25 protein-coding genes are annotated in these 23102 nt (G+C 41.6%); 17 read left to right on the top strand and 8 right to left on the bottom strand.

Annotated features, from left to right (window positions below):
• Positions 1-25: 25 nt before the first annotated feature.
• Complete coding sequence (locus G6053_RS06695; RefSeq protein ID WP_165305896.1) at positions 26-1468, bottom strand: PLP-dependent aminotransferase family protein; 1443 nt, start codon at positions 1466-1468, stop codon at positions 26-28.
• 99 nt (positions 1469-1567) lie between these two features.
• On the opposite strand from G6053_RS06695, the gene G6053_RS06690 reads away from it, so the two are divergent.
• The 6 genes from G6053_RS06690 to G6053_RS06665 all read left to right on the top strand — a co-directional run bounded on the left by G6053_RS06690 (position 1568) and on the right by G6053_RS06665 (position 5817).
• Positions 1568-2449 carry a DMT family transporter gene (locus G6053_RS06690; protein WP_165305895.1) on the top strand — a complete coding sequence of 294 codons (882 nt, stop codon included), beginning with the start codon at positions 1568-1570 and terminating at the stop codon, positions 2447-2449.
• 204 nt (positions 2450-2653) lie between these two features.
• Entirely contained in the window at positions 2654-3265 is a 612-nt protein-coding gene (locus G6053_RS06685; protein WP_165305894.1) for an FMN-binding negative transcriptional regulator, read from the top strand.
• Positions 3266-3325: 60 nt separating this feature from the next.
• A complete protein-coding gene (locus tag G6053_RS06680) occupies positions 3326-3823 on the top strand; it encodes a GNAT family N-acetyltransferase (protein ID WP_241255008.1) in 498 nt (165 codons plus the stop codon).
• A 9-nt stretch (positions 3824-3832) separates the two neighbouring features.
• Entirely contained in the window at positions 3833-4570 is a 738-nt protein-coding gene (locus G6053_RS06675) for a YggS family pyridoxal phosphate-dependent enzyme (protein ID WP_165305893.1), read from the top strand.
• A 25-nt stretch (positions 4571-4595) separates the two neighbouring features.
• On the top strand, positions 4596-5321 hold the full coding sequence (locus G6053_RS06670) for a glutamine amidotransferase (protein WP_165305892.1): 726 nt from the start codon (positions 4596-4598) through the stop codon (positions 5319-5321).
• A 178-nt stretch (positions 5322-5499) separates the two neighbouring features.
• The gene (locus G6053_RS06665) at positions 5500-5817 is read left to right on the top strand and encodes a hypothetical protein (protein ID WP_146190990.1); all 318 of its coding nucleotides are present in this window, start codon (positions 5500-5502) and stop codon (positions 5815-5817) included.
• 98 nt (positions 5818-5915) lie between these two features.
• On the opposite strand, the gene G6053_RS06660 is transcribed toward G6053_RS06665, so the two are convergent.
• Both G6053_RS06660 and G6053_RS06655 read right to left on the bottom strand, forming a co-directional pair.
• The gene (locus G6053_RS06660) at positions 5916-6206 is read right to left on the bottom strand and encodes a putative quinol monooxygenase (protein WP_165305891.1); all 291 of its coding nucleotides are present in this window, start codon (positions 6204-6206) and stop codon (positions 5916-5918) included.
• Entirely contained in the window at positions 6203-6814 is a 612-nt protein-coding gene (locus G6053_RS06655; protein WP_165305890.1) for an NAD(P)H-dependent oxidoreductase, read from the bottom strand. Before G6053_RS06655 ends, G6053_RS06660 begins: the two co-directional genes overlap by 4 nt.
• Positions 6815-6911: 97 nt before the next feature.
• Between G6053_RS06655 and G6053_RS06650 the strand changes: the two genes are divergently transcribed.
• Positions 6912-7808 carry a LysR family transcriptional regulator gene (locus tag G6053_RS06650; protein WP_165305889.1) on the top strand — a complete coding sequence of 299 codons (897 nt, stop codon included), beginning with the start codon at positions 6912-6914 and terminating at the stop codon, positions 7806-7808.
• 6 nt (positions 7809-7814) lie between these two features.
• On the opposite strand, the gene G6053_RS06645 is transcribed toward G6053_RS06650, so the two are convergent.
• On the bottom strand, positions 7815-8384 hold the full coding sequence (locus tag G6053_RS06645) for a Crp/Fnr family transcriptional regulator (protein ID WP_165305888.1): 570 nt from the start codon (positions 8382-8384) through the stop codon (positions 7815-7817).
• Between the two features lie 220 nt (positions 8385-8604).
• Between G6053_RS06645 and G6053_RS06640 the strand changes: the two genes are divergently transcribed.
• Positions 8605-9075: an OsmC family protein gene (locus tag G6053_RS06640; protein WP_165305887.1), complete on the top strand. Its 471-nt coding sequence runs from the start codon at positions 8605-8607 to the stop codon at positions 9073-9075.
• 2 nt (positions 9076-9077) lie between these two features.
• Here the strand turns inward: G6053_RS06640 and G6053_RS06635 are convergent, their stop codons facing one another.
• Together G6053_RS06635 and G6053_RS06630 are read right to left on the bottom strand one after the other, a co-directional pair.
• Positions 9078-9773 carry a LytTR family DNA-binding domain-containing protein gene (locus G6053_RS06635; protein WP_108632832.1) on the bottom strand — a complete coding sequence of 232 codons (696 nt, stop codon included), beginning with the start codon at positions 9771-9773 and terminating at the stop codon, positions 9078-9080.
• 2 nt (positions 9774-9775) lie between these two features.
• The gene (locus tag G6053_RS06630) at positions 9776-10786 is read right to left on the bottom strand and encodes a histidine kinase (protein ID WP_165305886.1); all 1011 of its coding nucleotides are present in this window, start codon (positions 10784-10786) and stop codon (positions 9776-9778) included.
• Between the two features lie 170 nt (positions 10787-10956).
• Here G6053_RS06630 and G6053_RS06625 point away from each other — a divergent pair, with 170 nt between their 5' ends.
• Genes G6053_RS06625 through G6053_RS06615 form a run of 3 tightly spaced genes read left to right on the top strand, consistent with a single transcriptional unit; the run spans position 10957 to position 16740 of the window.
• Positions 10957-12345: a TolC family protein gene (locus tag G6053_RS06625; RefSeq protein ID WP_165305885.1), complete on the top strand. Its 1389-nt coding sequence runs from the start codon at positions 10957-10959 to the stop codon at positions 12343-12345.
• Between the two features lie 10 nt (positions 12346-12355).
• Entirely contained in the window at positions 12356-15646 is a 3291-nt protein-coding gene (locus G6053_RS06620) for an efflux RND transporter permease subunit (protein WP_165305884.1), read from the top strand.
• On the top strand, positions 15643-16740 hold the full coding sequence (locus tag G6053_RS06615) for an efflux RND transporter periplasmic adaptor subunit (protein ID WP_165305883.1): 1098 nt from the start codon (positions 15643-15645) through the stop codon (positions 16738-16740). Before G6053_RS06620 ends, G6053_RS06615 begins: the two co-directional genes overlap by 4 nt.
• A gap of 78 nt (positions 16741-16818) precedes the next feature.
• On the opposite strand, the gene G6053_RS06610 is transcribed toward G6053_RS06615, so the two are convergent.
• Positions 16819-17652, bottom strand: a complete 834-nt coding sequence (locus G6053_RS06610; RefSeq protein ID WP_165305882.1) for a hypothetical protein — start codon at positions 17650-17652, stop codon at positions 16819-16821.
• Positions 17653-17806: 154 nt separating this feature from the next.
• Here G6053_RS06610 and G6053_RS06605 point away from each other — a divergent pair, with 154 nt between their 5' ends.
• The 4 genes from G6053_RS06605 (at position 17807) to G6053_RS06590 (ending at position 20849) form a co-directional block, all read left to right on the top strand.
• Positions 17807-18592, top strand: a complete 786-nt coding sequence (locus G6053_RS06605) for a methyltransferase domain-containing protein (RefSeq protein WP_165305881.1) — start codon at positions 17807-17809, stop codon at positions 18590-18592.
• 10 nt (positions 18593-18602) lie between these two features.
• Positions 18603-19418, top strand: coding sequence for an alpha/beta hydrolase (locus tag G6053_RS06600; RefSeq protein WP_165305880.1), 816 nt, complete (start codon positions 18603-18605; stop codon positions 19416-19418).
• A gap of 71 nt (positions 19419-19489) precedes the next feature.
• Positions 19490-20413 (top strand): Dyp-type peroxidase, encoded by a 924-nt coding sequence (locus G6053_RS06595; RefSeq protein ID WP_165305879.1) that lies wholly within the window; start codon positions 19490-19492, stop codon positions 20411-20413.
• Positions 20414-20486: 73 nt separating this feature from the next.
• Positions 20487-20849, top strand: a complete 363-nt coding sequence (locus G6053_RS06590; protein ID WP_165305878.1) for a DUF4180 domain-containing protein — start codon at positions 20487-20489, stop codon at positions 20847-20849.
• 84 nt (positions 20850-20933) lie between these two features.
• Here G6053_RS06590 and G6053_RS06585 read toward each other — a convergent pair whose 3' ends face one another.
• Positions 20934-21383 carry a VOC family protein gene (locus tag G6053_RS06585; protein ID WP_165305877.1) on the bottom strand — a complete coding sequence of 150 codons (450 nt, stop codon included), beginning with the start codon at positions 21381-21383 and terminating at the stop codon, positions 20934-20936.
• Positions 21384-21597: 214 nt separating this feature from the next.
• Between G6053_RS06585 and G6053_RS06580 the strand changes: the two genes are divergently transcribed.
• Positions 21598-22089: a GNAT family N-acetyltransferase gene (locus G6053_RS06580; protein WP_165305876.1), complete on the top strand. Its 492-nt coding sequence runs from the start codon at positions 21598-21600 to the stop codon at positions 22087-22089.
• Positions 22090-22145: 56 nt separating this feature from the next.
• Entirely contained in the window at positions 22146-23042 is an 897-nt protein-coding gene (locus G6053_RS06575; RefSeq protein WP_165305875.1) for a helix-turn-helix domain-containing protein, read from the top strand.
• Positions 23043-23102: the final 60 nt, after the last annotated feature.

Here is a 23102-nt window from a genome sequence, read left to right as displayed (position 1 = left end):
TCAAAACGCATACATAAGAGCTACCCTAGATGTCTTTATCAGTTTTATTGGCATGTTGCATCATCTTTGCTAAATTCCCTAATTGAACGAGGGCAAATCTCAGTTCATTTGTCCAAGGTAGTCCCAAACAAAGGCGCATGCAATTTTGAAATTGATTTTGAAGGGTGAACATTCTTCCCGGAGCAATACTTATTTTCTTTTTTAATCCGTAGTTGTAAAGCTTTGTTGTGTCAATGCTTTTTGGCAACTCTACCCACAATGCCAATCCTCCTTGGGGTCTGCTGATCCGCGTCCCTTCCGGAAAAGATTCCGCGATCACATTGGCAAATCGTTGATAGTTTTCCAGCAATGTTTTCCGAAGATGATAAAGATGATGATCATATCTCCCGGTCATTAAAAAATTACCCACCGCCTCGTGAATCAATGTTGTCGACGACAAGGCATGGATTAATTTCAGACGGAGCACCTGATCCTTGTATTTACCTGCTGCAACCCAGCCCACCCGGTAGCCGGGGGCCAATGTTTTTGATACCGAGCCACACCATAGCACGTTACCATCTTCGTCAAATGTTTTGCAACATTTGGGACGTTCGCGGCCAAAATAGATATCGCCATAGGTATCATCTTCGATCAGCGGAATAGCATACTTGGCGAGTAACCTGACCACTTCCTTTTTATTTTTATCAGGCATACAATAGCCCAATGGGGTATTGAAATTTGGTACAAGCAGACAAACATTGATTTTGGGCAATAGACGTTCAAGAGCATGGATATCAATTCCTGACATTGGATCGCAGGTCAATTCAATGACCTTTAATCCCAAACTTAGGACCAACTGCAAAATACCGGGATAACAGGGACTCTCCAGCGCAATGGTATCTCCCGGCTTGGTCAACGCCATCAGACAGAGCGACAAAGCGTGCATACAGCCATTCGTTGTGATAACATCATCCGCTGTCAATCCCCCGCCCCAACCCAGGGAGCGCGCTGCTACCATCCTCCGCAATTTCAAATTCCCCTGTAAAGATTCATATTCAGCGCCACCAGCATCTAATACCCGGCTTGCAAGTACAATTTCCTTTTTTAATTTCGCTAAAGGCAGTAAGTCCCCTGAGGGAACACCGATGGAAAACAAGGTGAGGTCTTTACGGCCCATATTAGCGTAGACATTACTGATCAGCTCATTGGGTTCAACACTATCCGCCATAAGCCGTATTTGACCTGTTTCGGGTAGCTGTAATTTGTGCTGATTCAATGCGTTAACAAAATACCCCGACTGCGGTATCGAATAAATTAGTGATTGCGCTTCCAACGCGAGAAATACTCGCTTAGCTGTGTTCATACTAATGCCATGTTCCTTACTCAACATACGCACGGATGGTAGCCGTTCGTTGGGTTTGAGAACACCATTTTTTATTTTACTTGCTATATTTTGCGCCAAAACACTGTACAGAAAGTCTTTTCCCATTTTGTAAATATAACTGTATCCATCAATTAAACAAAAACTGTAACTGTACTCAACCTTAACTATTCACGAGATTTGTATCAAAATTTAGATCATAGGACAATGGGCATTCATACAGGAGAGACAAAATCATCAAACGGTTGGCTAAACGGTTTACTTGGTGTAATTATATTTAGTGGTTCATTGCCAGCGACACGGATAGCAGTCTTAGATTTGGATCCGTTCTTTGTAACGGTAGCCCGCGCTACCATCGCAGGCATGCTTGCGCTGATCGTATTATTGATCAATAAGGAAAAACTTCCTCAAAAAACACAGTTTTTGTCCCTTGGTATTGTGGCCTTGGGCGTAGTCATTGGCTTCCCCCTATTGAGCGCCCTGGCCCTACGTTATGTGACCTCCGCACATTCCATTGTCTTTGTAGGTATACTTCCTGTGTCGACCGCAGTTTTTAGTATCATTCGTGGTAGCGAACGTCCCCGCCCGGTATTCTGGATCTTTTCGATACTCGGCAGTCTTTTGGTAGTTGGATATGCGCTCAAGCAAGGCATATCTTCCTCCCCCGTCGGAGATATACTGATGTTATTTTCTGTTATTCTTTGTGGACTGGGGTATGCCGAAGGGGGCAAGCTTTCAAAGACATTGGGCGGTTGGCAGGTAATTTCCTGGGCATTGGTGTTTTCATTGCCAGTGGTTCTGCCCCTGACTTTTATTTTCCTTCCAACAACGGTGGCAAACGTAGGTATTGCAGCTTGGACAAGTCTTGCTTACGTCTCCCTCTTTAGCATGTTTATCGGTTTTATCTTTTGGTATAAAGGATTAGCCCAGGGTGGAATTGCTGCTATTGGTCAACTCCAGCTCCTTCAACCCTTCTTTGGTCTCATCTTAGCCGCCAGTCTGCTTCACGAAGAAGTGAATATCGGGATGCTATTCGTTACCATTGGTGTCATACTCTGTGTGGGTGGCGCTAAAAAATTTGCCAGCTAACAAGGTAAAATAAAACAGGCCTTGTTAGCTGACCATTATAAAACCAACACATACATCAGTTCGGCAGCGACAGTACCATCCGGCCATTCAACCTCACGAGAATGCGTATAGTGTTGTCACTGGACCAGCCACTTTATTGGATTTGGACCATTTACTCCAATCACTTTAGCCCTATTTTTGTTGTAATCACAAAAACACCCTTGTATGTACGTACCCAGACATTTTCAATTTGAAGACTATAGGGAACAGCTTGCATTTATGAAAGAATATAGTTTTGCAACGATTGTATCCATTAAAAACAATATTCCGATAGCGACGCAACTTCCTTTTCAGATCAACGAACATGCTGATAAGCTCTTTTTAAGTTCGCATTTTGCTGTCGCAAATGAGCAAGCCAATTATATTGTAGAAAACACTTCGTTGGTTATTTTTTCGGAACCACATGCCTACATATCCCCCATGCATTACGACAAGGAGGAAAGCGTCCCAACTTGGGACTATATCGCTGTACATGCCTACGGAACAGCACGGATTATAAACAATGAGGACGAAAAGATAGCAGTGCTTGAACAAATGATCAAGACCTACGACAGTGCTTATTTAAACCAATGGCAAGGATTGCCCGATCGTTTTAAAAAAGGCATGATGCGAGGTATTGTTGCCTTTGAGCTAGAGGTAACGGATCTACAGGGGCAAAAAAAGATTAGTCAGAACAAAGCGCCCGCCGAAAGGGAACGTATAGCTACACATTTAGAGAAAGGGGGCAATTCTGTCGAAAAGAGCATCGCTAAATCTATCAGAAACTTACAGTCTTAATTTATTACACAGATTCACATGGACAAAAATTCAATAAACATAAAAATTCTCAAAGTGAAAATGACTGATATTGATCTATTGCAAAGTATAAGTCAGCAGACCTTTATCGAGGCATTTTCTGAAGCCAATACAGCAGATAATATGACGAAATACATGGCGGAAAAATTCTCGAATGAAACACTATTGGCTGAATTGAGCAATCAAGGGTCGGAGTTTTATTTTGCGCAACTCGATAATAGGGTCATTGGCTATCTCAAAATAAACAGTGAACAGGCGCAAACAGAATTACAACATGAGCATGCACTGGAAATAGAACGTATCTATGTATTACAAGAATTTCATGGAAAAAAAGTAGGACAGCTTCTTTATGAAAAAGCATTGGATATTGCCCGGTTAAAAAATGTTCGGTTCATCTGGTTGGGAGTATGGGAGGAAAATCTTCGTGCAATCAGTTTTTATCAAAAAAATGGCTTCGTCGCCTTCGATAAACATATTTTCAGATTGGGTGATGATGAACAAACCGATATTATGATGAAAAAAAATTGGACCAACAATTAATTCAAAAAAATGAATTCAACCATTATCGACAATATAAATACTGTACGGCATCGGATCAAAGAAGCTTGCCAAAAAAACGGCAGAGATCCACAAGAAGTAAAATTATTGCTCGCAACAAAAACTGTAGCAGCAGAGCGCATAAAAATCGCTTTACAAACCGGACAGACCTTAATTGCCGAAAACAAGGTGCAGGAACTAAAGGAGAAATACGAAGATCTGAAAGAGATTCCACACAGCAATCATTTTATTGGACACTTGCAGACCAATAAAATCAAAGAAATCCTTAAGTATAATGTTTCCTGCGTGCATTCCATAGATCGCTTCGATTTAGCTCAAAAGCTCCATCAGCGGCTCACAGCCGAAAATAAAACAATAGATATACTCATTCAGGTAAATACATCTTACGAGGAGAGTAAATATGGTGCTGCTCCAGATCAGGTCATTGACCTTGTCAGGCAGATTTCGGTTTTCAATACCTTACATATAAAAGGCCTGATGACGATCGGTCTGCTGAGTGCCGAGGCTGACCGAGTGCGTAAGTGTTTCCAGTTGCTCAAACAGATTCAACAAGAAATTATCAGGCTCGACATCCCGAACGTGACAATGCAAGAATTATCCATGGGAATGAGCGGAGATCTGGACATCGCGATTGCAGAGGGCGCAACTATTGTGCGGGTAGGCACAGCAATATTCGGACAGCGAAATACGCCCGATAATTACTATTGGAACGAGAATTTGATGGAATAGAAAATCTGATCTATAAATATAGCTTATGAATGTGCATTTTATCCAACATGAAGATTTTGAAGCTCCAGGAGCCTATTTACAATGGGCGGTATCACGACAACATAAAACGAGTTTCTCTAGAGTATATCAAAATGAAACGCTACCGCAAGATAGCGTGACGATAGACCTATTGGTCATTATGGGTGGGCCCCAAAGTCCAGATTCGTCTCCACAAGAATATCCCTATTATGATGCACCTGCTGAAATTGCTTTGATTAAGCAATGTATCCATGCTGGTAAAGCCGTCATCGGCGTTTGTCTGGGAGCACAATTGATCGGTGAGGCGCTAGGAGCAACCTACGAACCGAGTCCGGAAAAAGAAATAGGCGTCTTTGCGATCCAACTGACTGAAGACGGTTTACAGGACAAGAAAATACAGCATTTTGGCAAATCCCTTGCTGTCGGTCATTGGCATAATGACATGCCGGGGCTCAGTCCGGGCAGTCAGGTACTCGCCACCAGTGCAGGTTGCCCGCGACAGATTGTAAAATACAACGATTTGGTCTACGGTTTCCAATGCCATATGGAACTCAATGCAGAAGTTGTTGAACTGCTGATCAAAGCAGAAAAAGATCTCTTGCACAAAAGCCAGGTGCACAGGTTTGTCCAGACCCCGGATCAAATCCGCAGTTACGACTATACCGAAATGAACTATAAGCTATTTCAATTTCTTGATCATCTAGAAGCTACCTATCGGTATAAGAAAAAATAGCTTTTGAAAGAGACCGCACAAGTAAGGAACCCAAACACGCAATAGACATCAACTGTAATCTGTATTCACCTCGTAGGATTTAATTGGCAAAAATAATGCATCAAACATCAGATTTATACAATATTTTAGCGCTGAGGTAAAGAAAAAAATGTAGATTTAGCTATCAAACAACATGCAGATGGATTTTAAACTTAGGTATCTTTTGAGCGGAAGCATCTTATTAATCGTAGGTCTTGTGCTATTTTCCTGTTCTGTTAAAAAGAATGACGAGAATTTGATCTGGTATGAAAATCAGGTCATTGAACAGGTCGTCCCTGATCAGGATTCAGTTTACAGGATACAGATCGGTATGATGGCCGCTTCTTTTTGGTTAGACACCAAAAATGGTGAACGAAAAGATGAGTTAAGCCTTTTACAAAAGAGTTTAAAGCAACGAAATAAGCTGACCATTGGCGTAGAACAAGGGACCAATAGAATCATTCGTGTTGATAAATAGCAGCTTGTCGCTGACAACGCAAACACGAATGATCCGAATATTTTTAATAGCAGTCCATTTTATCCTTCACCCAGTCCCCTGACTTTACCAAACTAGTGTCAGGCTATTCTTTCCATTAAATAAATCTGCGGCGTCTCTTGCAACTTCTCCTCCGCCATGCGTCCGAATGCCAGGATATAAGGTTGCTGATTGTGGTGTTCCAGTCCAGCACGGCTTTCCCAAATTTCATAAAAGATAAACTGATTCTCATCGTCTGTCGTCTGATGTAGGTCATATTGCATACAAGCGGCTTCTTTGCGGCTTTCTTGGACCATATGTTGCAATGTAGCCCTGACTTCATCTCGATACAACGGATTTGCTTTTAAAATAGCGGTTATATAAATCCTCATGATAATTGATTCTCAAAATAAAATACTTCTTCCAGATATTCTTTATACTCTTTTTCGTAATTGTCTACACGTTCCTGCGTTGCCCCCTTCTCCATATCATGAAAATGGAAACTTCCGATACTTTCCAGTCCCGCAAATTGATTCATCTTATGAAAACCGAACAGAACCCCCTCGTCAACAGAATGTTGATCAAAAAACTCACCCTCCATGGTAAATGCAGTATCTGGCGCATTCCAGCTCGAGGTCACAAAATACTTTTTCCCATGCATCAATCCACCGGTACCATAATTGATTGCGGGATTCTTGCGTGAACGACCATCACTCCGATAGATTCCATTATTGTGTCCAGCCGTAAAAACTTCATCGATATAAAGCTTCAGACGATTAGGTACCTGAAACCACCATACAGGGAAATGATACACGATAATATCCGCCCATTTAAAATTTTCTGCTTCTACCATTGGATCAAATGCATCGTTTACATTTGTCACACGCGTTTCAAATCCGTTTTTAATTAAAGTTTGTACCGTCCAATTCGTAATTGTGGTATTAAAAGAACCACCTGAATGTGCGAATTCCTGCCCGCCATTGATAATAAATATATTCATTTCTATAATTTTTATTATTGATAACACAAATTTCTATCATTATTATAGATAATACAAATAATTTAAATTGTACATTTGTATCATTAAAATAATAGATATGAAATGGAACTTAGAATGGCTGCGCACTTTTAAAGCGATCTATGAGACCGGTACCCTGTCTGCTGCGGCACAGGAATTGTTTATCTCACAGCCCGGTGTGAGTCTACATCTCAACTCTTTGGAAGCGTTTACCGGGCACAAACTTTTCGATAGGTCCGCACGTAGGATGGTTCCGACGGAGAAAGGTAAAATTCTATACAACTATATTATAGATCCACTGAAGAAACTTGAAACAGGCGAGCAGCATTTTCACAAACGTACCCTGGATGAGCGTATTACCATCAGTGTCGGCATGTGTTTTGAAACCTTTCAATACACCTTAGAGGAGCATATTGCGCAACTCCCCTTTAACCTGATCATTAAATTTGGTGAATATCCGCAGATGCAACAGGATCTGGACAATGGGCTACTTGACTTAATTATTACACCACAAAAGGGTAATCAACAGAATTTGATTTATCAGGCTTTTTCGAAAGAACGTATTGTATTGATTGCGGGTGGCCAGACCGACACCGCTGACTTAGAAGCCTTATTGCATGACAACAAGATTAAGGAAGCCTCAATGCTATTAAAAAAACAGCTATGGTACAGCACCGCAGCGGATATGGATCATCTCAGGAATTTCTGGTCAACGCATTTTGGCGAACATCCGGATTTTAGTCCCAATTACATTGTACCTAATATCAGTTCTATTATACGATGTCTCAGCAATAACAAGGGCTTTTCCATTGTTCCTGATTTTTTATGTGCAGAAGCCATTGCTTCCGGCAAAATAAAACTGGTCTGGGAAGGACAATCTCCTGTGGAGAATACCCTCTTTTTTGGAACACGCAAGAAAACAATGTATCAGGAGGAAATCAGTCAGTTGGAGACATTGCTACAGGAAAAGTGGTAACTGCCTTTATTGATTCAGCATCTTACTTAAGAATTCGGGGGTCACGCCAATATAGGCTGCAACCTGCTTTTGAGGTAAACAGGCGATCAAGCTAGGGTAGCGGGTGCAAAATCGTTCATAACGTTCCCTAGCGGTCAAACGTAAGTTTTCCATCGCACGGCTTTGGTAATAGACCAAGGCATTTTCCGCAAGTATTCTGAAGTAAATATTCAACTGCGGGATTTCTTTGTACAGCCTATTCAGATCCACCTTGGCAATCATAGCGATTTCAGAATCAAATAATGCATCCACAACAAGATGCCCCGGCTTGCCCGTAATAAGGCTATACATATCCCCAATCCACCAGCCTTCAGGAGCAAATTGCTGAATATAAGGACTACCATTTTCATCCACACAATAACTGCGCAGACAGCCCGAAACGACAAATAAAGCATAACGGCTCACATCCCCTTCCAACAATAAAACCTGTTTCTTCTTGACCTTTTTCAATTTGACAAAAGAAAAGAAAAGTTCCTTCTCTTGGACATTAAGATCAATTTGATTCAGGATGCTCTCCGCTAATAGCTTTTGATCCATAGGATAATGCTGATTGATATACAGCAAATATAGTTTATCCCTAAATCCGAACCAAGGTTTCCGACAATTGTTTTATTCCCTTTAGAAAGCTAGGAGGTCTGCCAGGATAGAGGATTGGCCAACGACGGCGCAACCCCATGGACGAGCGGATTTTATTGGAAATATGTTTCGGATATTTTATAACTTCATAACGGATTAGCTATTAAAAATATATTTCTCGATGAAAGAACATCAATATAAAGCGACTGTCGAATGGACAGGCAATTTAGGCAGTGGTACAGATCATTATAAGAACTACGAAAGAAGCCACCAGATCAGCATAAAGGACAAAGTGATTATCCAGGGCTCTTCTGATCCGGCATTTCGCGGGGATCCCAACAAGCACAATCCCGAAGACCTCTTACTTGCGTCCCTATCCTCCTGCCACATGCTATGGTATCTTCATTTCTGTTCGGTCAACAATATTATCGTGGAATCGTATATTGACCATGCCACAGGGACAATGATCGAGGAAGAGAGTGGCAAAGGCTTCTTTAAAGAGGTTATACTTAGTCCTTCTATTCGTGTTCAGCGACCGGAAATGATCGACAAAGCAATCGCACTCCACAAAAAGGCCAGTGAGTATTGCTTTATTGCAAATTCAATGAATTTCCCGGTATTCCATCAGCCCCATGTGCGATCGGAAGAGTAATCTTATCTGTTGCCGAGACGTTCTTGTAATTCCCTTCTGAAAGTGATCCCAACAGGCAGACTCATATCATTGATCTGCACCATGCCATGTTCATATTTGCTAACCTTGTTGATGGAGGCAATATACGATTTATGGATGCGGACAAATTTGGAAGCAGGTACTTGTTTTAAAATCTGCTGGGTAGTACTGGCCGTAAGATAGGTCTGCGCGGGCGTCACGATTTTTACATAATTACCAAAACTTTGAATAAAGTCAATTTGGGCAAGCTTCACCTCAATCAACCGTCCATCCATGCGGATACTGATTGTCTTTGGTTCCTCCTCTTGTGGGATCAGACTACCGGTGTAGGAAAGAAAGCGTTGAACAGCTTTAAAAAAACGGGGGAAAGATATCGGCTTCAATAAATAATCAATAACGCCGTAGTCATAGCTTTCCAATGCATATTCCGAGTAAGCTGTTGTTAGTATCGTTTTAGGTGGATTGTCCAACATTTTCAGAAACTCCATTCCAGTGATTTCGGGCATATCAATATCCAGAAAAATCAGGTCGACCCTATTATTGCGCAGATATTCCAGTGCTTCAAATGCATTGTAACATTGGGCAGCCAATTCCAGATCAGCGCTTCTTTCGATATAATTGACCAATACATAATGTGCAGCTGGTTCGTCGTCAACCACAATACAGCGATTTTTCTCCATAGCTAAAGATTTATGACTAAAGATACCTCAAACTCCTCTTTACTGGCGTTTGTATTTAACTGATAGCGGTTAGGATATAACAATTTCAATCGTGCTACCGTATTTTCCAAACCTATTTTTGCCGAAAAAACGTTCATTTTTTTCACGGGAACGGAATTTCGCACATGCAAATATAAGTTCCCTTTTTCAATCCTGATCGAAATTGCTACGTAACAATCTTCTATACTACAGGTGCCATGTTTAAAGGCATTCTCTACAAATGTGATCAGTAGCATTGGCGCAATCTGATAATTGACTCCCTCCTCTCGCTGGTAATCAAAGTCAATCTTCGTACGATACCCAAGGCGTTCCCGTTCCAATTCGATATAGCTCGAAATAAAGTCAATCTCATCATCCATAGACACAAATTCCTTATCGCTACTTTCCATTTGATAACGCAGCAATTGCGATACCTTGATAATCAGTTCAGAAGTACGTTCCGGAAATTTGAGGCTGATACCATAAATGGTGTTTAAGGTATTGAACAAAAAATGAGGGTTCAGCTGTTTTTTCAAATTAGACAATTGCGTTTGGTTAGAAAGCAGCTCCCGTCGTGTTTTCAACCGCTGAAAGCGATAAAATTCAATAAATTGAATACTGCCCAAAATACAGATTAACGAGCCCAATAATACGCCGACCTGATAATGGAATGTTTTCTGAGCGAGATTTTTGTACAGAAAACAATTTTTGTAGATTACATTTTCCGTTATTTCTTTTAAAATGAGGGCAAAAACCAACAGCATTGCGATGGAGAACAGCGCATACAGTACAGCTTTATTCTTTTTCAGCAGCAGCGGCAGCAGAAAAAAACGGTTCACCTGCGCATGGATATATAAGATCAAAAAATAGATCACCCCCATTAAAAAACCTTTCCAGCTTAAAATCAGGATCCAGTCATTCAACGTAAAGAGGATAAACGAAAAGATCAATAATGTAATTTCCTGTATGATCTTATTCTCCAGCACCTTTCTCATAATCCCTTGTTTTGTTAAAAATCTGTTACAAAGTAAAAGTATTAAGTTTATAACCACCGAAAAATAAATGACGAATTACATTGGTCACTTTTAAACGCTATAGATCATTTTAAAAGGACTTTACAGCAAGCATGGTCTTATCTTCGTTTCCATAAAATGATATATAACCTATGCTGAAATTGAATTTAGTGTTGTCATTGGCTGTATCACTTGCGACCTCAACCTTATTTGCACAAAAGCTTACCATCCGTGATGCTGTGGACCAAGGTCTGGCAAATTATGGAATTATTAAGGCAAAGGCGTATTATGTCCAGTCAGCACTACAGACCAACGAACAGGTAAAACGCGACTTCTGGCCTAATTTGACCGTTGCAGCGCAACAAGATTATGGAACCATCAATGGACAGAATGGCCCACTGTATGGATTTGGTGGACTGGGGGTTGCGTCTTCGGGGGCGGCACTTCCGGAACAGAACTGGAATTCCGCATTCGGAGCGCTTTATCTTGCCAACATCAATTGGGATATCTACACCTTTGGCCGTAGGAAAGAGCGCATCGAATTGAGTAAAGCGGACAGCAGACGATTGGAAATTGATCTCCAACAAGAACAATTTCAACATAAGATCAAGATTGCCGCAGCCTATCTGAATCTTCTGGCGAGCCAACGTCTCCAGAAAAATCAACAGAAAAACCTGGATCGCGCTCTGGTATTCTTTAACATCGCTGCGACAAAAGCCAAAAACGGGATTTTGCCCGGTGTCGATTCAACATTGGCTTCGGCAGAGGTATCCCGTGCCAAGATCAGTTTGAATCAGGCCGGAGAAAATGTGAAGGAACAAAACAACAAATTAACGGTATTGATGGGAATCAATTCGACAGACCTTCAGATTGACACTGCGCTGGTAACAAAAACACCGGCTCAGCTGCTGAGCACTGACCCAGCTTTGGTAGACAATAATCCGGTACTTCAATATTACAAAAGCCGGATTGAAGTGGGCGAACAACAGCTGAAGCTTTCAAACAAGGAATTTTTACCAACCCTCTCCGCTTTCGGAGTTTTCCAGGCAAGGGGTTCCGGTTTCAAAAGCGATTACACTACAGATCTTCAAGCTTTTACAAGAAATTATTGGGAAGGTATTCGTCCCAACCGACAAAACTATCTTTTGGGTCTGGGGATCAACTGGAACCTAACTTCGATCGCGCGTATCAACAAAAAAATCAGTGCACAACGATACACCAACGACGCCTTGCGGGAGGAATATCAAACTACTGCGGCGCAATTTGCCGCGCAGCTCGATGCCGCTGATGTTAAAATCAAGTTAGCCCAGCAGAGCGATATTGAAGCACCAAGACAGGTGTCAGCTGCCCTACAGGCCTACAATCAAAAGATGGCGATGTACAAAAACGGTCTAGCGACACTTGTGGATGTCACCCAAACCCTATATACACTTAATAGAGCCGAAACAGATCGCGAAATCGTCCATATCAACCTCTGGCAGTCACTTTTACTGAAAGCCGCAGCGGCTGGAGATTTCGATATTTTCAACAAAGAACTATAAATAACACCGCATGAATTTAATCCGTTTTGCCTTACGTAAGCCGATCTCCATCCTTGTGTTGGTCATGGGACTTATTGTATTTGGAATAGGTGCAGTACGCACCATCAAGGTCGACATTTTACCCAAAATGAACCTTCCTGTTATTTATATTGCGCACCCCTTTGGGGGTTATTCTCCAGATCAGATGGAGTCTTATTTTGCTAAAAACTACGTCAATATCCTACTTTTTGCCAATGGCGTCAAATCCATTGAGACCAAAAACATCCAGGGGCTGACCTTAATGAAGATCTCCTACTACGAAGACACCAACATGGCGCAGGCAGCAGCCGAATTGAGTGCATTGGCTAATCGTATCCAGGCCTCCTTTCCTCCGGGATCACAACCGCCCTTTATTATCCGGTTTGATGCGTCTTCACTCCCTGTAGGGCAGCTTGTACTCAGTAGTGATAAACGTTCCAACAACGAACTACAGGATCTGGCCAATGTCTATGTACGGGCTTCATTTACCTCCATACCGGGATTACTTTCCCCGCCACCATTTGGGGGCAGTCCCCGTACCATCGAGGTCAATGTAGATCCCGATCTGATGCGCAGTCACAACATGACCCCCGATCAGGTCGTCGAAGCATTAAAACTCAACAACCAGACCGCACCTGCCGGAAATGTCCGTATAAAAGATAAAAACTACATTACACCCACCAACAACACCATTCGGGATGTAAAAGATTTTGAGAAAATCCCGCTTTTTAAAGGCGGAGTACAAAATCTCTATCTGGGTGATATTGCCACAGTGAAAGATGGTGCCGATGTTACCGCAGGTTATGCGCTCGTCAATGGCAAACGATCGGTCTACGTCAGCATTGCCAAAGCCGGTGATGCTTCCACTTGGGAAGTCGTACAAAATCTGAAAGCTGCACTTCCAAAAATACAGAATACCTTGCCCGAGGATGTCAAACTATCCTATGAGTTTGACCAATCCGTCTATGTCATCAACTCCGTCAAAAGTCTGATCACCGAAGGCGCTATCGGAGCAATACTCACCGGTCTGATGGTCTTATTATTTTTGGGCGACCGTAGAGCTGCGTTAATCGTTATCCTAACGATCCCGATCTCGGTTATTTCGGGTGTGCTCTTCCTGAAACTATTTGGGCAGACGATCAATCTAATGTCACTGAGTGGATTGGCACTGGCAATCGGTATCCTCGTTGACGAGAGTACAGTCACGATAGAGAATATACACCAACACCTGGATATGGGCAAACCCAAAGCATTGGCCATTTGGGATGCCTGTAAGGAAATTGCCCTGCCAAAACTGTTGATTTTATTGTGTATCCTTGCCGTATTTGCGCCTGCATTTACGATGACAGGTATTCCGGGATCCCTATTCTTACCCTTGGCCTTGTCCATTGGATTCTCCATGATTATCTCCTTTCTGCTGTCACAGACTTTCGTACCGATCATGGCCAATTGGCTCATGAAAGATCACCACAAAACCGGTGCACATAAAATAAATCCAAAAGGACTGAATCCGGATGAAGTTCAATTTGCCGAAACAGGTCTATCCGTTGAATCCGAACAAGATACCCTGAATCAAAAGAAACTTCTTGTCGAACGGGAAGATTTTAACAACGATGGCAAGATCAGCCTGTTTGAACGATTCAGAAATCGGTTTATGAAAATGATCGACCGACTGTTCAAGCAGAAGAAAATTATCACCGTCGTCTACCTGGTGGGTGCCATAAGTCTGGTCCTCGTTTTGCTCAATACGATTGGACAGGACGTATTTCCAAAGGTCAATTCGAGCCAATTTCAGATGCGTCTGCGTGCCGTCGAAGGCACCCGCATTGAACGTACCGAAGAAAAGGCCAAACGTGCATTAGCTGAGCTTGAACAACTGGTCGGTAAAGAACACATTAGCATATCCTCTGTTTATATTGGTCAACACCCCGGGCAATTCTCCGTATCACCGATCTACCTGTTTATGGCAGGTCCCCATGAAGCCGTTTTTCAGATCGCTCTCAAAGATTATCACCACGATATGGACAGTTTCCGCGACGAATACAGAAAGCGACTCAAGGCAGCTCTTCCTGATGTGCAGGTTTCTTTTGAACCGATCGAACTCACTGATAAAGTCCTGAGCCAAGGTTCGCCGACACCGATCGAGGTACGGATAGCGGGTAAAAACAAAAAGAATAATGAAAAATATGCAGGCAAATTAATTGAAGAACTGAAAGATATTCCCTATTTCAGGGATGTGCAACTCGCACAATCCATCAAATACCCGTCCTATGACATCAATATTGACCGAGTACGTGCCGCTCAGCTAGGTATTGACCTTGCAGAAGTGACCCGCTCATTGATTGCGGCAACATCGTCCTCCCGCTATACAGAGAAAAATACCTGGATTGATGAGAAAGCCGGACTCTCTTACAATGTGCAAGTACAGGTACCCATTGATAAAATGAAAGACGAGAAAGAGATTGGAGAAATTCCATTGTTAAAAAATTCGTCACGGCCAATACTGAGCGATATTGCAACCATAACCCCATCTTATACTTATGGCGAGAACGACAACCTAGGTGCCATGCCCTACATTTCTGTCACCGCCAATATCGACCATACGGATCTGAAAACAGCCTCCAATGATGTACAACGTAGTATTAAAGCTTTGGGCGAACTTCCACGCGGTTTTTCGGTGGAGCAAATCGGATTAGGAAAAGTGCTGAGCGAAACAATGGATAGTTTACAGGCTGGGTTAGCTGTAGCGATTATCGTGATATTTCTGATGCTTTCGGCCAACTTTCAGTCATTTAAAGTTTCTATGGTCGTCCTCACCACTGTCCCAGCCGTTGTCCTTGGATCCCTGCTGATGCTTTTATTGACTGGTTCAACGCTCAACCTACAGTCTTATATGGGTATTATTATGTCTGTTGGTGTATCCATTGCTAATGCGGTGCTGCTGATCACCAATGCCGAACATATCCGCAAGCACAATCAAAACGCATTGGCTGCCGCACGTGAAGCCGCTTCACTCCGTTTACGCCCTATTATTATGACCAGTTTGGCCATGATTGTCGGGATGTTGCCCATGGCAATAGGCCATGGTGAAGGCGGTGAACAGGTATCTCCTTTGGGACGTGCCGTTATCGGAGGCTTATTATTCTCTACGTTTGCCGTACTGGTGATTTTACCTTTAATATTTGCCTGGGCACAAGAGAAAAGCAGCACCCAATCAATCTCCTTAGATCCAGAAGACGAAGAAAGTAAACATTATATCGCAGCATTAAAACCTTTATCATGAAACACAATCTCCTAAAAATATTATCCGCAGTAGGCCTACTCGCCTACTTAACCGGATGTCAGTCCGCTGCCGAAGAAAATGGCAAAAAAGTGGCAGCGGTAACGGCAAGTCCAGTAATGGAAACATTTGCGCCGTCTAAACAGAAACTAACAAACAAAATGCAGATACCCGGCGAGATCAGTGGATTTCAACAGGTAGAAATTTACGCCAAAGTGAGCAGCTATGTACTGGCATTAAAAGTTGACATTGGCAGTCGGGTTCAGGCCGGACAGCTGTTAGCTGTTCTGGAAGCACCGGAATTGAGTTCACAATTGTCGGCTGCAAAATCAAGATTAAAGTCGCAGGAAGCGATTTACATGGCCACTAAAAGTACCTACGATAGACTATTCGAAACCAGTAAAGTTGAGGGTACCGTAGCACGTCTGGATCTCGAAGTCGCTGAAGCGAAAAAGAATGCTGATTTCGCTCAATTTCAGGCAGCAAAATCAGCCTATGCAGAGGTACAAAACCTACTGAACTACCTAGAAATACGTGCACCATTTGATGGTGTTATCGCTACACGTAATGTCAATCAGGGGGCTTATGTCGGACCAGCGGGCAGAGGTTCGGAGATGCCCATCATGACCATCCAGCAACAGAGCAAGCTCCGCTTGGCTGTTGCCGTACCCGAACAATATGCCGGCTTCCTGGCCACAGATCAACCGCTGCAGTTTACCGTAAAGTCATTGCCGGGCCAACAGTTTTCAGGTAAGATCGCACGCAAGTCCGGGGCGCTGGATAGCAGATTCAGATCTGAAAGAGTTGAAATCGACATTACCAATACCAACAACAAACTCATCCCGGGTATGGTTGCCGAAGTTGAATTACCTTTGACCTCTCAGGATAGCACTTTTGTCGTTCCCAAAACAGCGGTCTTTACCTCCGGTGAAGGCAGTTTTGTCATCGCCGTTGTAGACAACAAAACAAGCCGTGTTCCGGTGCAAAAAGGACGTAGCATTGACGGTCAGGTCGAAGTCTTTGGTGACCTTAGTACGACCATGCGACTCATCAGTAAAGCCGATGAAGAAATCGCGGATGGTACCACTGTGAAATAAAAACAAAAGGCCTTACTGAAAAATAGTAAGGCCTTTTGTCTTTATTTATTAATGCAGCCAAGGCATTACTATCTCATTTTAATTGACCTGCTTATCATCAATAGCGACAGCAGCAGCTGTCAATGCCACTACCCCGCCCACGAGCAAGGCATCTTGCCCCTTCTTTTCTTTGTAAGCCATAACGTCACTCCTCTTTGTATATATCTCTATAATATTATTTAGCGATACTGCCCCAGTCTGCCAGAGTTGTTCCACATAAAATTGTTGTTCGGTGGTTTTTGAAATTGCCTGACCATCGGAAAGTACCGAATAACTCAAGAAATTACGCAGATTGTATGGCGATTCGTCTTGTTTAAATTTTGCCAACTTTACTGCATAGCTTTTTCCGTTCATATCATACATGTACACCTTCTCTTTTTTTGATGACATTGTGATTTCTTTTACATCATTTCGAAGATCAAAGTAACTGCCGTCGACATAAGCATGCGGCGGGATCAGCACAATATCTTTAGGAAGACCTATGCTTCCATTGAAATATCCACGCACCCAATCCTCACTCAATGTACCGAAATCTTTATTTCTAAAACCAGTTACTGATCCATCAATCTGTCCCTTAATCGGGACACTTTCGGCAGCATAACTAAATGCTTTATTATTGATAACCAATGCGGAGCTTTTCAGGTCCCACAAAACAGGTTTATCCAGTTTATTCTCTATTTTCATATAAACTTTCCCCTCTTTACCAGCAAAAGAATAATCAATCTGTATCGTGTCATTATTGAATGAAAAAGTTCCGTTCTCTTCGCTCTTTTTTAAATTTCCGCCATTAAAAGTCATCAGATAGTTTGATGAGCATGCTGATAATAAAAAAGCGCAACAAATCGGCATAAGGACTTTGGTTATTTTCTTCATATTATTAAATTGTTTTTTTAGCATAGTTAGCAGTAAGCTAGTGGTTCGGAATCATTATTTTCTAATATAAAAATTATTCGTGATAAACATGGATTCGAATAAATTCTTTTTATCACCAAAGTGAATTATATTTACAGTATACTAAACCAATCAAATGAAAGAGAAACTTATTGACAGAAAAGACCAGCAGGCAAATAAAATATTTGAAAGACGAACCCTCGCGAATGATTACCGGACTATCCTTCCTTTGCTAAAACCGGGGTTGACTATTCTGGATGTGGGCTGTGGCACAGGGACACTGACGAATGAAGCCGCATCACTTATTAAAGAGGGATCAGCCATTGGTTTAGACAACACCCAATCCTTTATTGATATCGGGAATCAACACTATGCTAATACCGCCAATCTTAGCTTGGTGTGTGATAATATTTTTAGTTATGAGCCACCACATCAGTTTGACCTGATTATGACTGCGAGAACCGTGCAATGGCTAAGCGATATTCCTGAAGCACTAAAACGGTTCAGATCCTGGTTAAAACCAGGGGGACAGCTTTCAATTTTGGATTATAACCATACTGCGATCGAATGGAATCCAGCACCTCCATCCAGTATGCTGGAATTTTATCAAACTTTTCTGAAATGGCGTGCCGACGCAGGTATGAACAATCGTGTGGCAGATGAAATCTCAGCCATACTCGAGCAACAGGGATTTACAGCGATTGAGACCATCAATGCTGATCAGACCTATACAAGGGGCGACGATCACTTCCAGACCAATCTTGGAATCTGGATCAAAGTTGCCCAGTCGCAACAAATGGTCATAGAAGGATATCTTACAGATGAACTGCGTTTAAAAGCCATTGAAGATTACAGCAACTGGATCGAAACAGAAGCGCTATCAATGACGCTCAAAATGAATGATGTAAGAGCTAAGATTTAATGAATTCAATATGATCCGTATACAGCCTATTTTCTTTTCTATTTTCCTGTTACTCGCCACGTTCGATCTGTTTGCACAATCGAAAGACACGACGATCAGTGTTGGCCAGCATAGCTTACATTTTAATATCACAGCTGGAAAAGGAATTCCCATCATCTTTGAATCAGGAGCTGGAAACGATGCCTCTGTATGGCAGCAGCTATTGGCCCCACTATCAGCCAGATTAGGTGCACCATTAATCACCTACGATCGGGCGGGTTTCGGAAAAAGTGGTATAGATACCGTTAATGTCAATCTATCAACTGAAGTCGCTGATTTAAAAAGGGCGCTGAATAAATTGGGTTATCACGACCAATATTTCTTTGTCGCACATTCCTTTGGCGGTAATTATACGTTGAAATTTGCCGATGAAAACAAGGGGAAGGTACTTGGTGCGGTGATGATAGATATTGTCTCGCCTTATTTTATGACAAAGGAGCGCGGAAAATCATTAAAGATTGAATATGCCGACCGACTTCAGGAGATCAAAAAAGAGAGTTTGGGGTTCTATCATTTGACGATGAATTATGAGAATTCAACGGCTATTTTGCATGAAGTAGCGCCACATGCAACCATTCCAATGACCATTATTGGCTCAGGAATTACCGCTTTTGAAGAACCCGATAGAAGTAAATGTGTTGCCGCATTAAAAAAGTTTGCAGACGAAAAGGACAACAGAAAGTATATCTTGGAGCCGAACGCACAACATCACATCTTTTACGATAATCCGACTTTAGTAATCGAAGAAATCCAGTCATTATACAAAAAAACAACCTCAGAAGAATAATTTGATCTGTTTGGAAATAAATTTATGTGTAGCTTAGTAGTATTGTCAACGTCCATTCAACACCATATTTTATGAACAATCAAGCGCAGAATGTTATCGATTCACCCAGCAACAATACCGTTTTTATGGTATGGAATTTTCAGGAAAATAAAGAGCTGAAACCGGTATTTGAACGGATCTGTGCCCTGGTTGTCAATCTAAATAATTCGGCTCAGGTGCGTTCGACTGGTTTAAAAGCGAGTATCGTCATGGGAATCAGTTACCACGCTTGGAAAAAATTAGCGTTACAGGAGCCATTACCGAAAGAATTGGTTCCTTTTGAGCCCATTGTGGGACAAAAACATGTCGCTGTGGCTACCTCGGGTGACCTCCATTTTCATATTCGGGCTGAAGAGCAAAGCTATTGTATTGACATGGCAGCCGAAATTTCCGATGTACTGGCAGCAGTTGCTGACTGCAAGGAAGAAATTCACGGCTTTCGCTATTGGGATGGAAGGAGCATTCTGGGTTTTGTCGACGGCACCGAAAATCCGACAGGAGAAGACCGTGCTTTCTTTGGTATTATTGGCAATGAGGATGAAGCCTATAAAGGTGGCAGCTACCTTTTTGTTCAAAAGTACATCCATGACATCAAAAGCTGGCGGGCTTTACCAGTATCCGAACAGGAAAAGGTTATTGGACGAAGTAAAACCAATGATATTGAAATGACAGATGACGTCAAACCGGCCAATTCGCATTCAGCCTTAGCCAATGTAGGCGATGATCTTAAAATCGTCAGGGACAATATGCCTTTTGGCAATATCGCCAATAATCAAATGGGCACTTACTTTATTGCTTATGCCAGTAGATTCAGTACCGTGACACAGATGTTAAAGCGCATGTTTATTGGTGAACCTGAAGGTAATTATGACCGTATCCTGGACTTTAGTACAGCCCAGAGCGGGACACTGTACTTCTGCCCATCCATCGATATGATGAAAGATTTTACCGGATAAGCATAGTCCAACGATCTATTTCAATCCGTCTATGGGACTAAAACATAAACAGTCAATATTTCAAACAAAAAACATGAAAATCAACATTTTTCAAATAAAAGATCAACATATCGCTGAAGTAAAAGACACTGATATCCTCATCAACAATCTAGATGACGGCTTACAGATTATGGTCGACTGTGCTGCACAAGAAGCATACAAAGCGATCTTATACCAAGAAAATATTTCAGCTGATTTTTTTGAACTTAAAACCAAGCTGGCCGGGGATATTCTGCAAAAATATACGCAGTACGATTTTGACATCGCTATTGTAGGTGATTTCTCCGTCTATAAAAGCAAGAGTTTAAATGATTTCATCTATGAAAGTAATAAAGGTCGTAAGATCAACTTTGTTGCTACGCGGGACGAAGCCATTACCAGATTATCAAAAGATTAACGACGAATCCTGATCCATTCAAAACCGTTCCGTTAACAGTTACTTCATAAAAAATAAGCGGCAAGTAAATAGCCGCTTATTTTTTTACCGCTGCTTTAACCAGTCTTCATAGGACATTACCCCCAGTTCCGGCCGCCCCTCACCTTCCAATAAGGCAATAAATTCCAATTGATTTCCATCTGGATCATTAAAATAAATTGCCAGTGCCGGCATCCAGCCAAATACCATCGGTTTTTCAACTCCATCTTTCAAAAAATTATAAGGTTGTAAATGCCGTTCCTTGAGATAGTCTACAGCATAATTTAAGATATCCTCTTTACTGGCTCTAAAAGCAAAATGCCGCGGCTGAAAATTTGCTTCCTCCTCCCAAAGTCCCAGCATATATTCCTTATCCGTCCCGACCCAAAGAAAGACAATAGGCCGATTGGGATCACGATGAGCAATCCGCAGCCCTAAGACCTTTGTATAAAAATTGACAGATTCTTCCAGATTGCGTACCTGAATATGTGTTTCATATAATCCTGCTATCTTCATTGTTTCACGAGTTAAATATGTTCCTGTTTGTATTGATCATTCCAACCTGTTGCCGGAAATAAATTTCCGTATTCATTGCACAATGACAATGTAACTTAAATTCCGATATTTTAATCGGGGCAATCACAAATTAGACAGAAAAATGATGATATGAACCGAAACAGTTTGATTTAATAAAAAAACAACCTTATCTTGTGTAGAAGACATATTAGCCATGTACAATACACTAGAATTCAAAAAATATACAGCTGAAGATTTCATGTTATTTAAAGAACTTGTCAAAGAGGATGAGATCATGAAATATATTTCAGGTAAAGGACTAACACCCGAGGAAGCCGAAAAAAAATTCGCTTCCATTCTTGACATCAATAGGGATCCATTATTGGGTTATTTTAAGGTTATCGATTCCGAGAGCCAATTATTTTTAGGTGACTGCAAATTAGTCAACTATAAAAAAGACCCGACGGTTTTTGAAATTGGCTATTTGCTTCAAAAGGAATTTTGGCGCAAGGGCCTCGGTACGAAAATCTGCGAATCTATGCTGGCAATGGCCAAACATATCGATGCAAATAAAGATGTTGTGGGTATAATAGATCCGGACAATGTTGCCTCCAGGAAATTACTAACAAAATTTGGATTTCAAAGCTACTTCAGTGGTATAGAAGATGAAATAGCTACGGAAAAACTTATGTTGAAACGGTCATAGCCGCTATTTCAACTCCCTGAAAGCAATAGGTCCCAAACACATTACAATACACGTATATGAAGTTTCGCATCAAGATCAATCCAAATACACACGATAGCCTGCAAGATACCTTATCTTTCTTTGGTGTAGATTGTAATCGTCCCTATTATATCTCCTCTGGCAATCCGCTTTTTGAATACCCCAGCAATTCATTTCGTATCGATTTTTATGCCATTTGCGTTTGCACTGCCGGGACAATTCAAGTAGAAATCGACAACCAGAAACATACATTAACCCAGCATAGCTTACTTGTTTCAGCCCCTTCCACCATCATTAAATTCACTGCGGTTAGCAAGGATTTCAGAATGAAACTACTCTTCTTTGACAAGTTATTTCTACTGAAAAATATTGCCAATCCGTTTTTCATCGAAAAACTGGGGCTGTTCAATAAATCTACCTTTGCCATTATCCCCAGTACAGCAAAGCTAGTCGAAAAACTATTAAAGCTTCTCGAATACCTGAGCGAGGTAACCCTCCGGACAACACGTTTTACTCCTGACATTATTCGCACCATAATATTTAACCTATTGCTCGAAATAGCTGATGCTTTGGCTGTGGAGGATCAAGATGCTGTTGAGACAATTCAGGAAGCAAACAGTCTTTTTTTTAAGTTCACAGAACTGGTACAGCAGCATTGCAGTCAATGCAAAGATGTAAAATATTACGCTGACAGGTTATTTATTTCAAACAAATACCTGATTAGTATTGTTAAAAAAGCATCTGGGAAGACCCCGCATGAAATCATAGACGAAAATTTACTCAAAGAGGCCTATGCGCTACTTGGAAATCCTGAAAAGACCATTTCCGATATCGCCTATGCGATAGGTTTCAATTCGATCTCTGCTTTTGGCCGGTTTTTCAAGAAATACGCTATGTTATCGCCTTCTGAATATCGAAAAAGACAAAATATGTAAAAAAAGGAAATTCGGTAGAACAATAGCGAATTTGAGGGCATAAATGATCTAAGGAGTATG

Origin of the sequence: Sphingobacterium sp. DR205, from assembly GCF_011064245.1 — a bacterium.
Classification (GTDB): domain Bacteria; phylum Bacteroidota; class Bacteroidia; order Sphingobacteriales; family Sphingobacteriaceae; genus Sphingobacterium; species Sphingobacterium athyrii.
The sequence above is the reverse complement of the archived record's forward strand: the minus strand, read 5'-3'. Positions and strand labels throughout refer to the sequence as shown.

Coding starts and splice junctions, on each gene's coding strand:
- G6053_RS06625 (WP_165305885.1), top strand. CDS start 10,957: ATGCTGAAATTGAATTTAGTGTTGTCATTGGCTGTATCACTTGCGACC.
- G6053_RS06600 (WP_165305880.1), top strand. CDS start 18,603: ATGATCCGTATACAGCCTATTTTCTTTTCTATTTTCCTGTTACTCGCC.
- G6053_RS06655 (WP_165305890.1), bottom strand. CDS start 6,814: ATGAATATATTTATTATCAATGGCGGGCAGGAATTCGCACATTCAGGT.
- G6053_RS06615 (WP_165305883.1), top strand. CDS start 15,643: ATGAAACACAATCTCCTAAAAATATTATCCGCAGTAGGCCTACTCGCC.
- G6053_RS06640 (WP_165305887.1), top strand. CDS start 8,605: ATGAAAGAACATCAATATAAAGCGACTGTCGAATGGACAGGCAATTTA.
- G6053_RS06650 (WP_165305889.1), top strand. CDS start 6,912: ATGAAATGGAACTTAGAATGGCTGCGCACTTTTAAAGCGATCTATGAG.
- G6053_RS06665 (WP_146190990.1), top strand. CDS start 5,500: ATGGATTTTAAACTTAGGTATCTTTTGAGCGGAAGCATCTTATTAATC.
- G6053_RS06695 (WP_165305896.1), bottom strand. CDS start 1,468: ATGGGAAAAGACTTTCTGTACAGTGTTTTGGCGCAAAATATAGCAAGT.
- G6053_RS06670 (WP_165305892.1), top strand. CDS start 4,596: ATGAATGTGCATTTTATCCAACATGAAGATTTTGAAGCTCCAGGAGCC.
- G6053_RS06630 (WP_165305886.1), bottom strand. CDS start 10,786: ATGAGAAAGGTGCTGGAGAATAAGATCATACAGGAAATTACATTATTG.
- G6053_RS06605 (WP_165305881.1), top strand. CDS start 17,807: ATGAAAGAGAAACTTATTGACAGAAAAGACCAGCAGGCAAATAAAATA.
- G6053_RS06620 (WP_165305884.1), top strand. CDS start 12,356: ATGAATTTAATCCGTTTTGCCTTACGTAAGCCGATCTCCATCCTTGTG.
- G6053_RS06585 (WP_165305877.1), bottom strand. CDS start 21,383: ATGAAGATAGCAGGATTATATGAAACACATATTCAGGTACGCAATCTG.
- G6053_RS06590 (WP_165305878.1), top strand. CDS start 20,487: ATGAAAATCAACATTTTTCAAATAAAAGATCAACATATCGCTGAAGTA.
- G6053_RS06635 (WP_108632832.1), bottom strand. CDS start 9,773: ATGGAGAAAAATCGCTGTATTGTGGTTGACGACGAACCAGCTGCACAT.
- G6053_RS06660 (WP_165305891.1), bottom strand. CDS start 6,206: ATGAGGATTTATATAACCGCTATTTTAAAAGCAAATCCGTTGTATCGA.
- G6053_RS06595 (WP_165305879.1), top strand. CDS start 19,490: ATGAACAATCAAGCGCAGAATGTTATCGATTCACCCAGCAACAATACC.
- G6053_RS06610 (WP_165305882.1), bottom strand. CDS start 17,652: ATGAAGAAAATAACCAAAGTCCTTATGCCGATTTGTTGCGCTTTTTTA.
- G6053_RS06690 (WP_165305895.1), top strand. CDS start 1,568: ATGGGCATTCATACAGGAGAGACAAAATCATCAAACGGTTGGCTAAAC.
- G6053_RS06680 (WP_241255008.1), top strand. CDS start 3,326: ATGACTGATATTGATCTATTGCAAAGTATAAGTCAGCAGACCTTTATC.
- G6053_RS06685 (WP_165305894.1), top strand. CDS start 2,654: ATGTACGTACCCAGACATTTTCAATTTGAAGACTATAGGGAACAGCTT.
- G6053_RS06580 (WP_165305876.1), top strand. CDS start 21,598: ATGTACAATACACTAGAATTCAAAAAATATACAGCTGAAGATTTCATG.
- G6053_RS06675 (WP_165305893.1), top strand. CDS start 3,833: ATGAATTCAACCATTATCGACAATATAAATACTGTACGGCATCGGATC.
- G6053_RS06645 (WP_165305888.1), bottom strand. CDS start 8,384: ATGGATCAAAAGCTATTAGCGGAGAGCATCCTGAATCAAATTGATCTT.
- G6053_RS06575 (WP_165305875.1), top strand. CDS start 22,146: ATGAAGTTTCGCATCAAGATCAATCCAAATACACACGATAGCCTGCAA.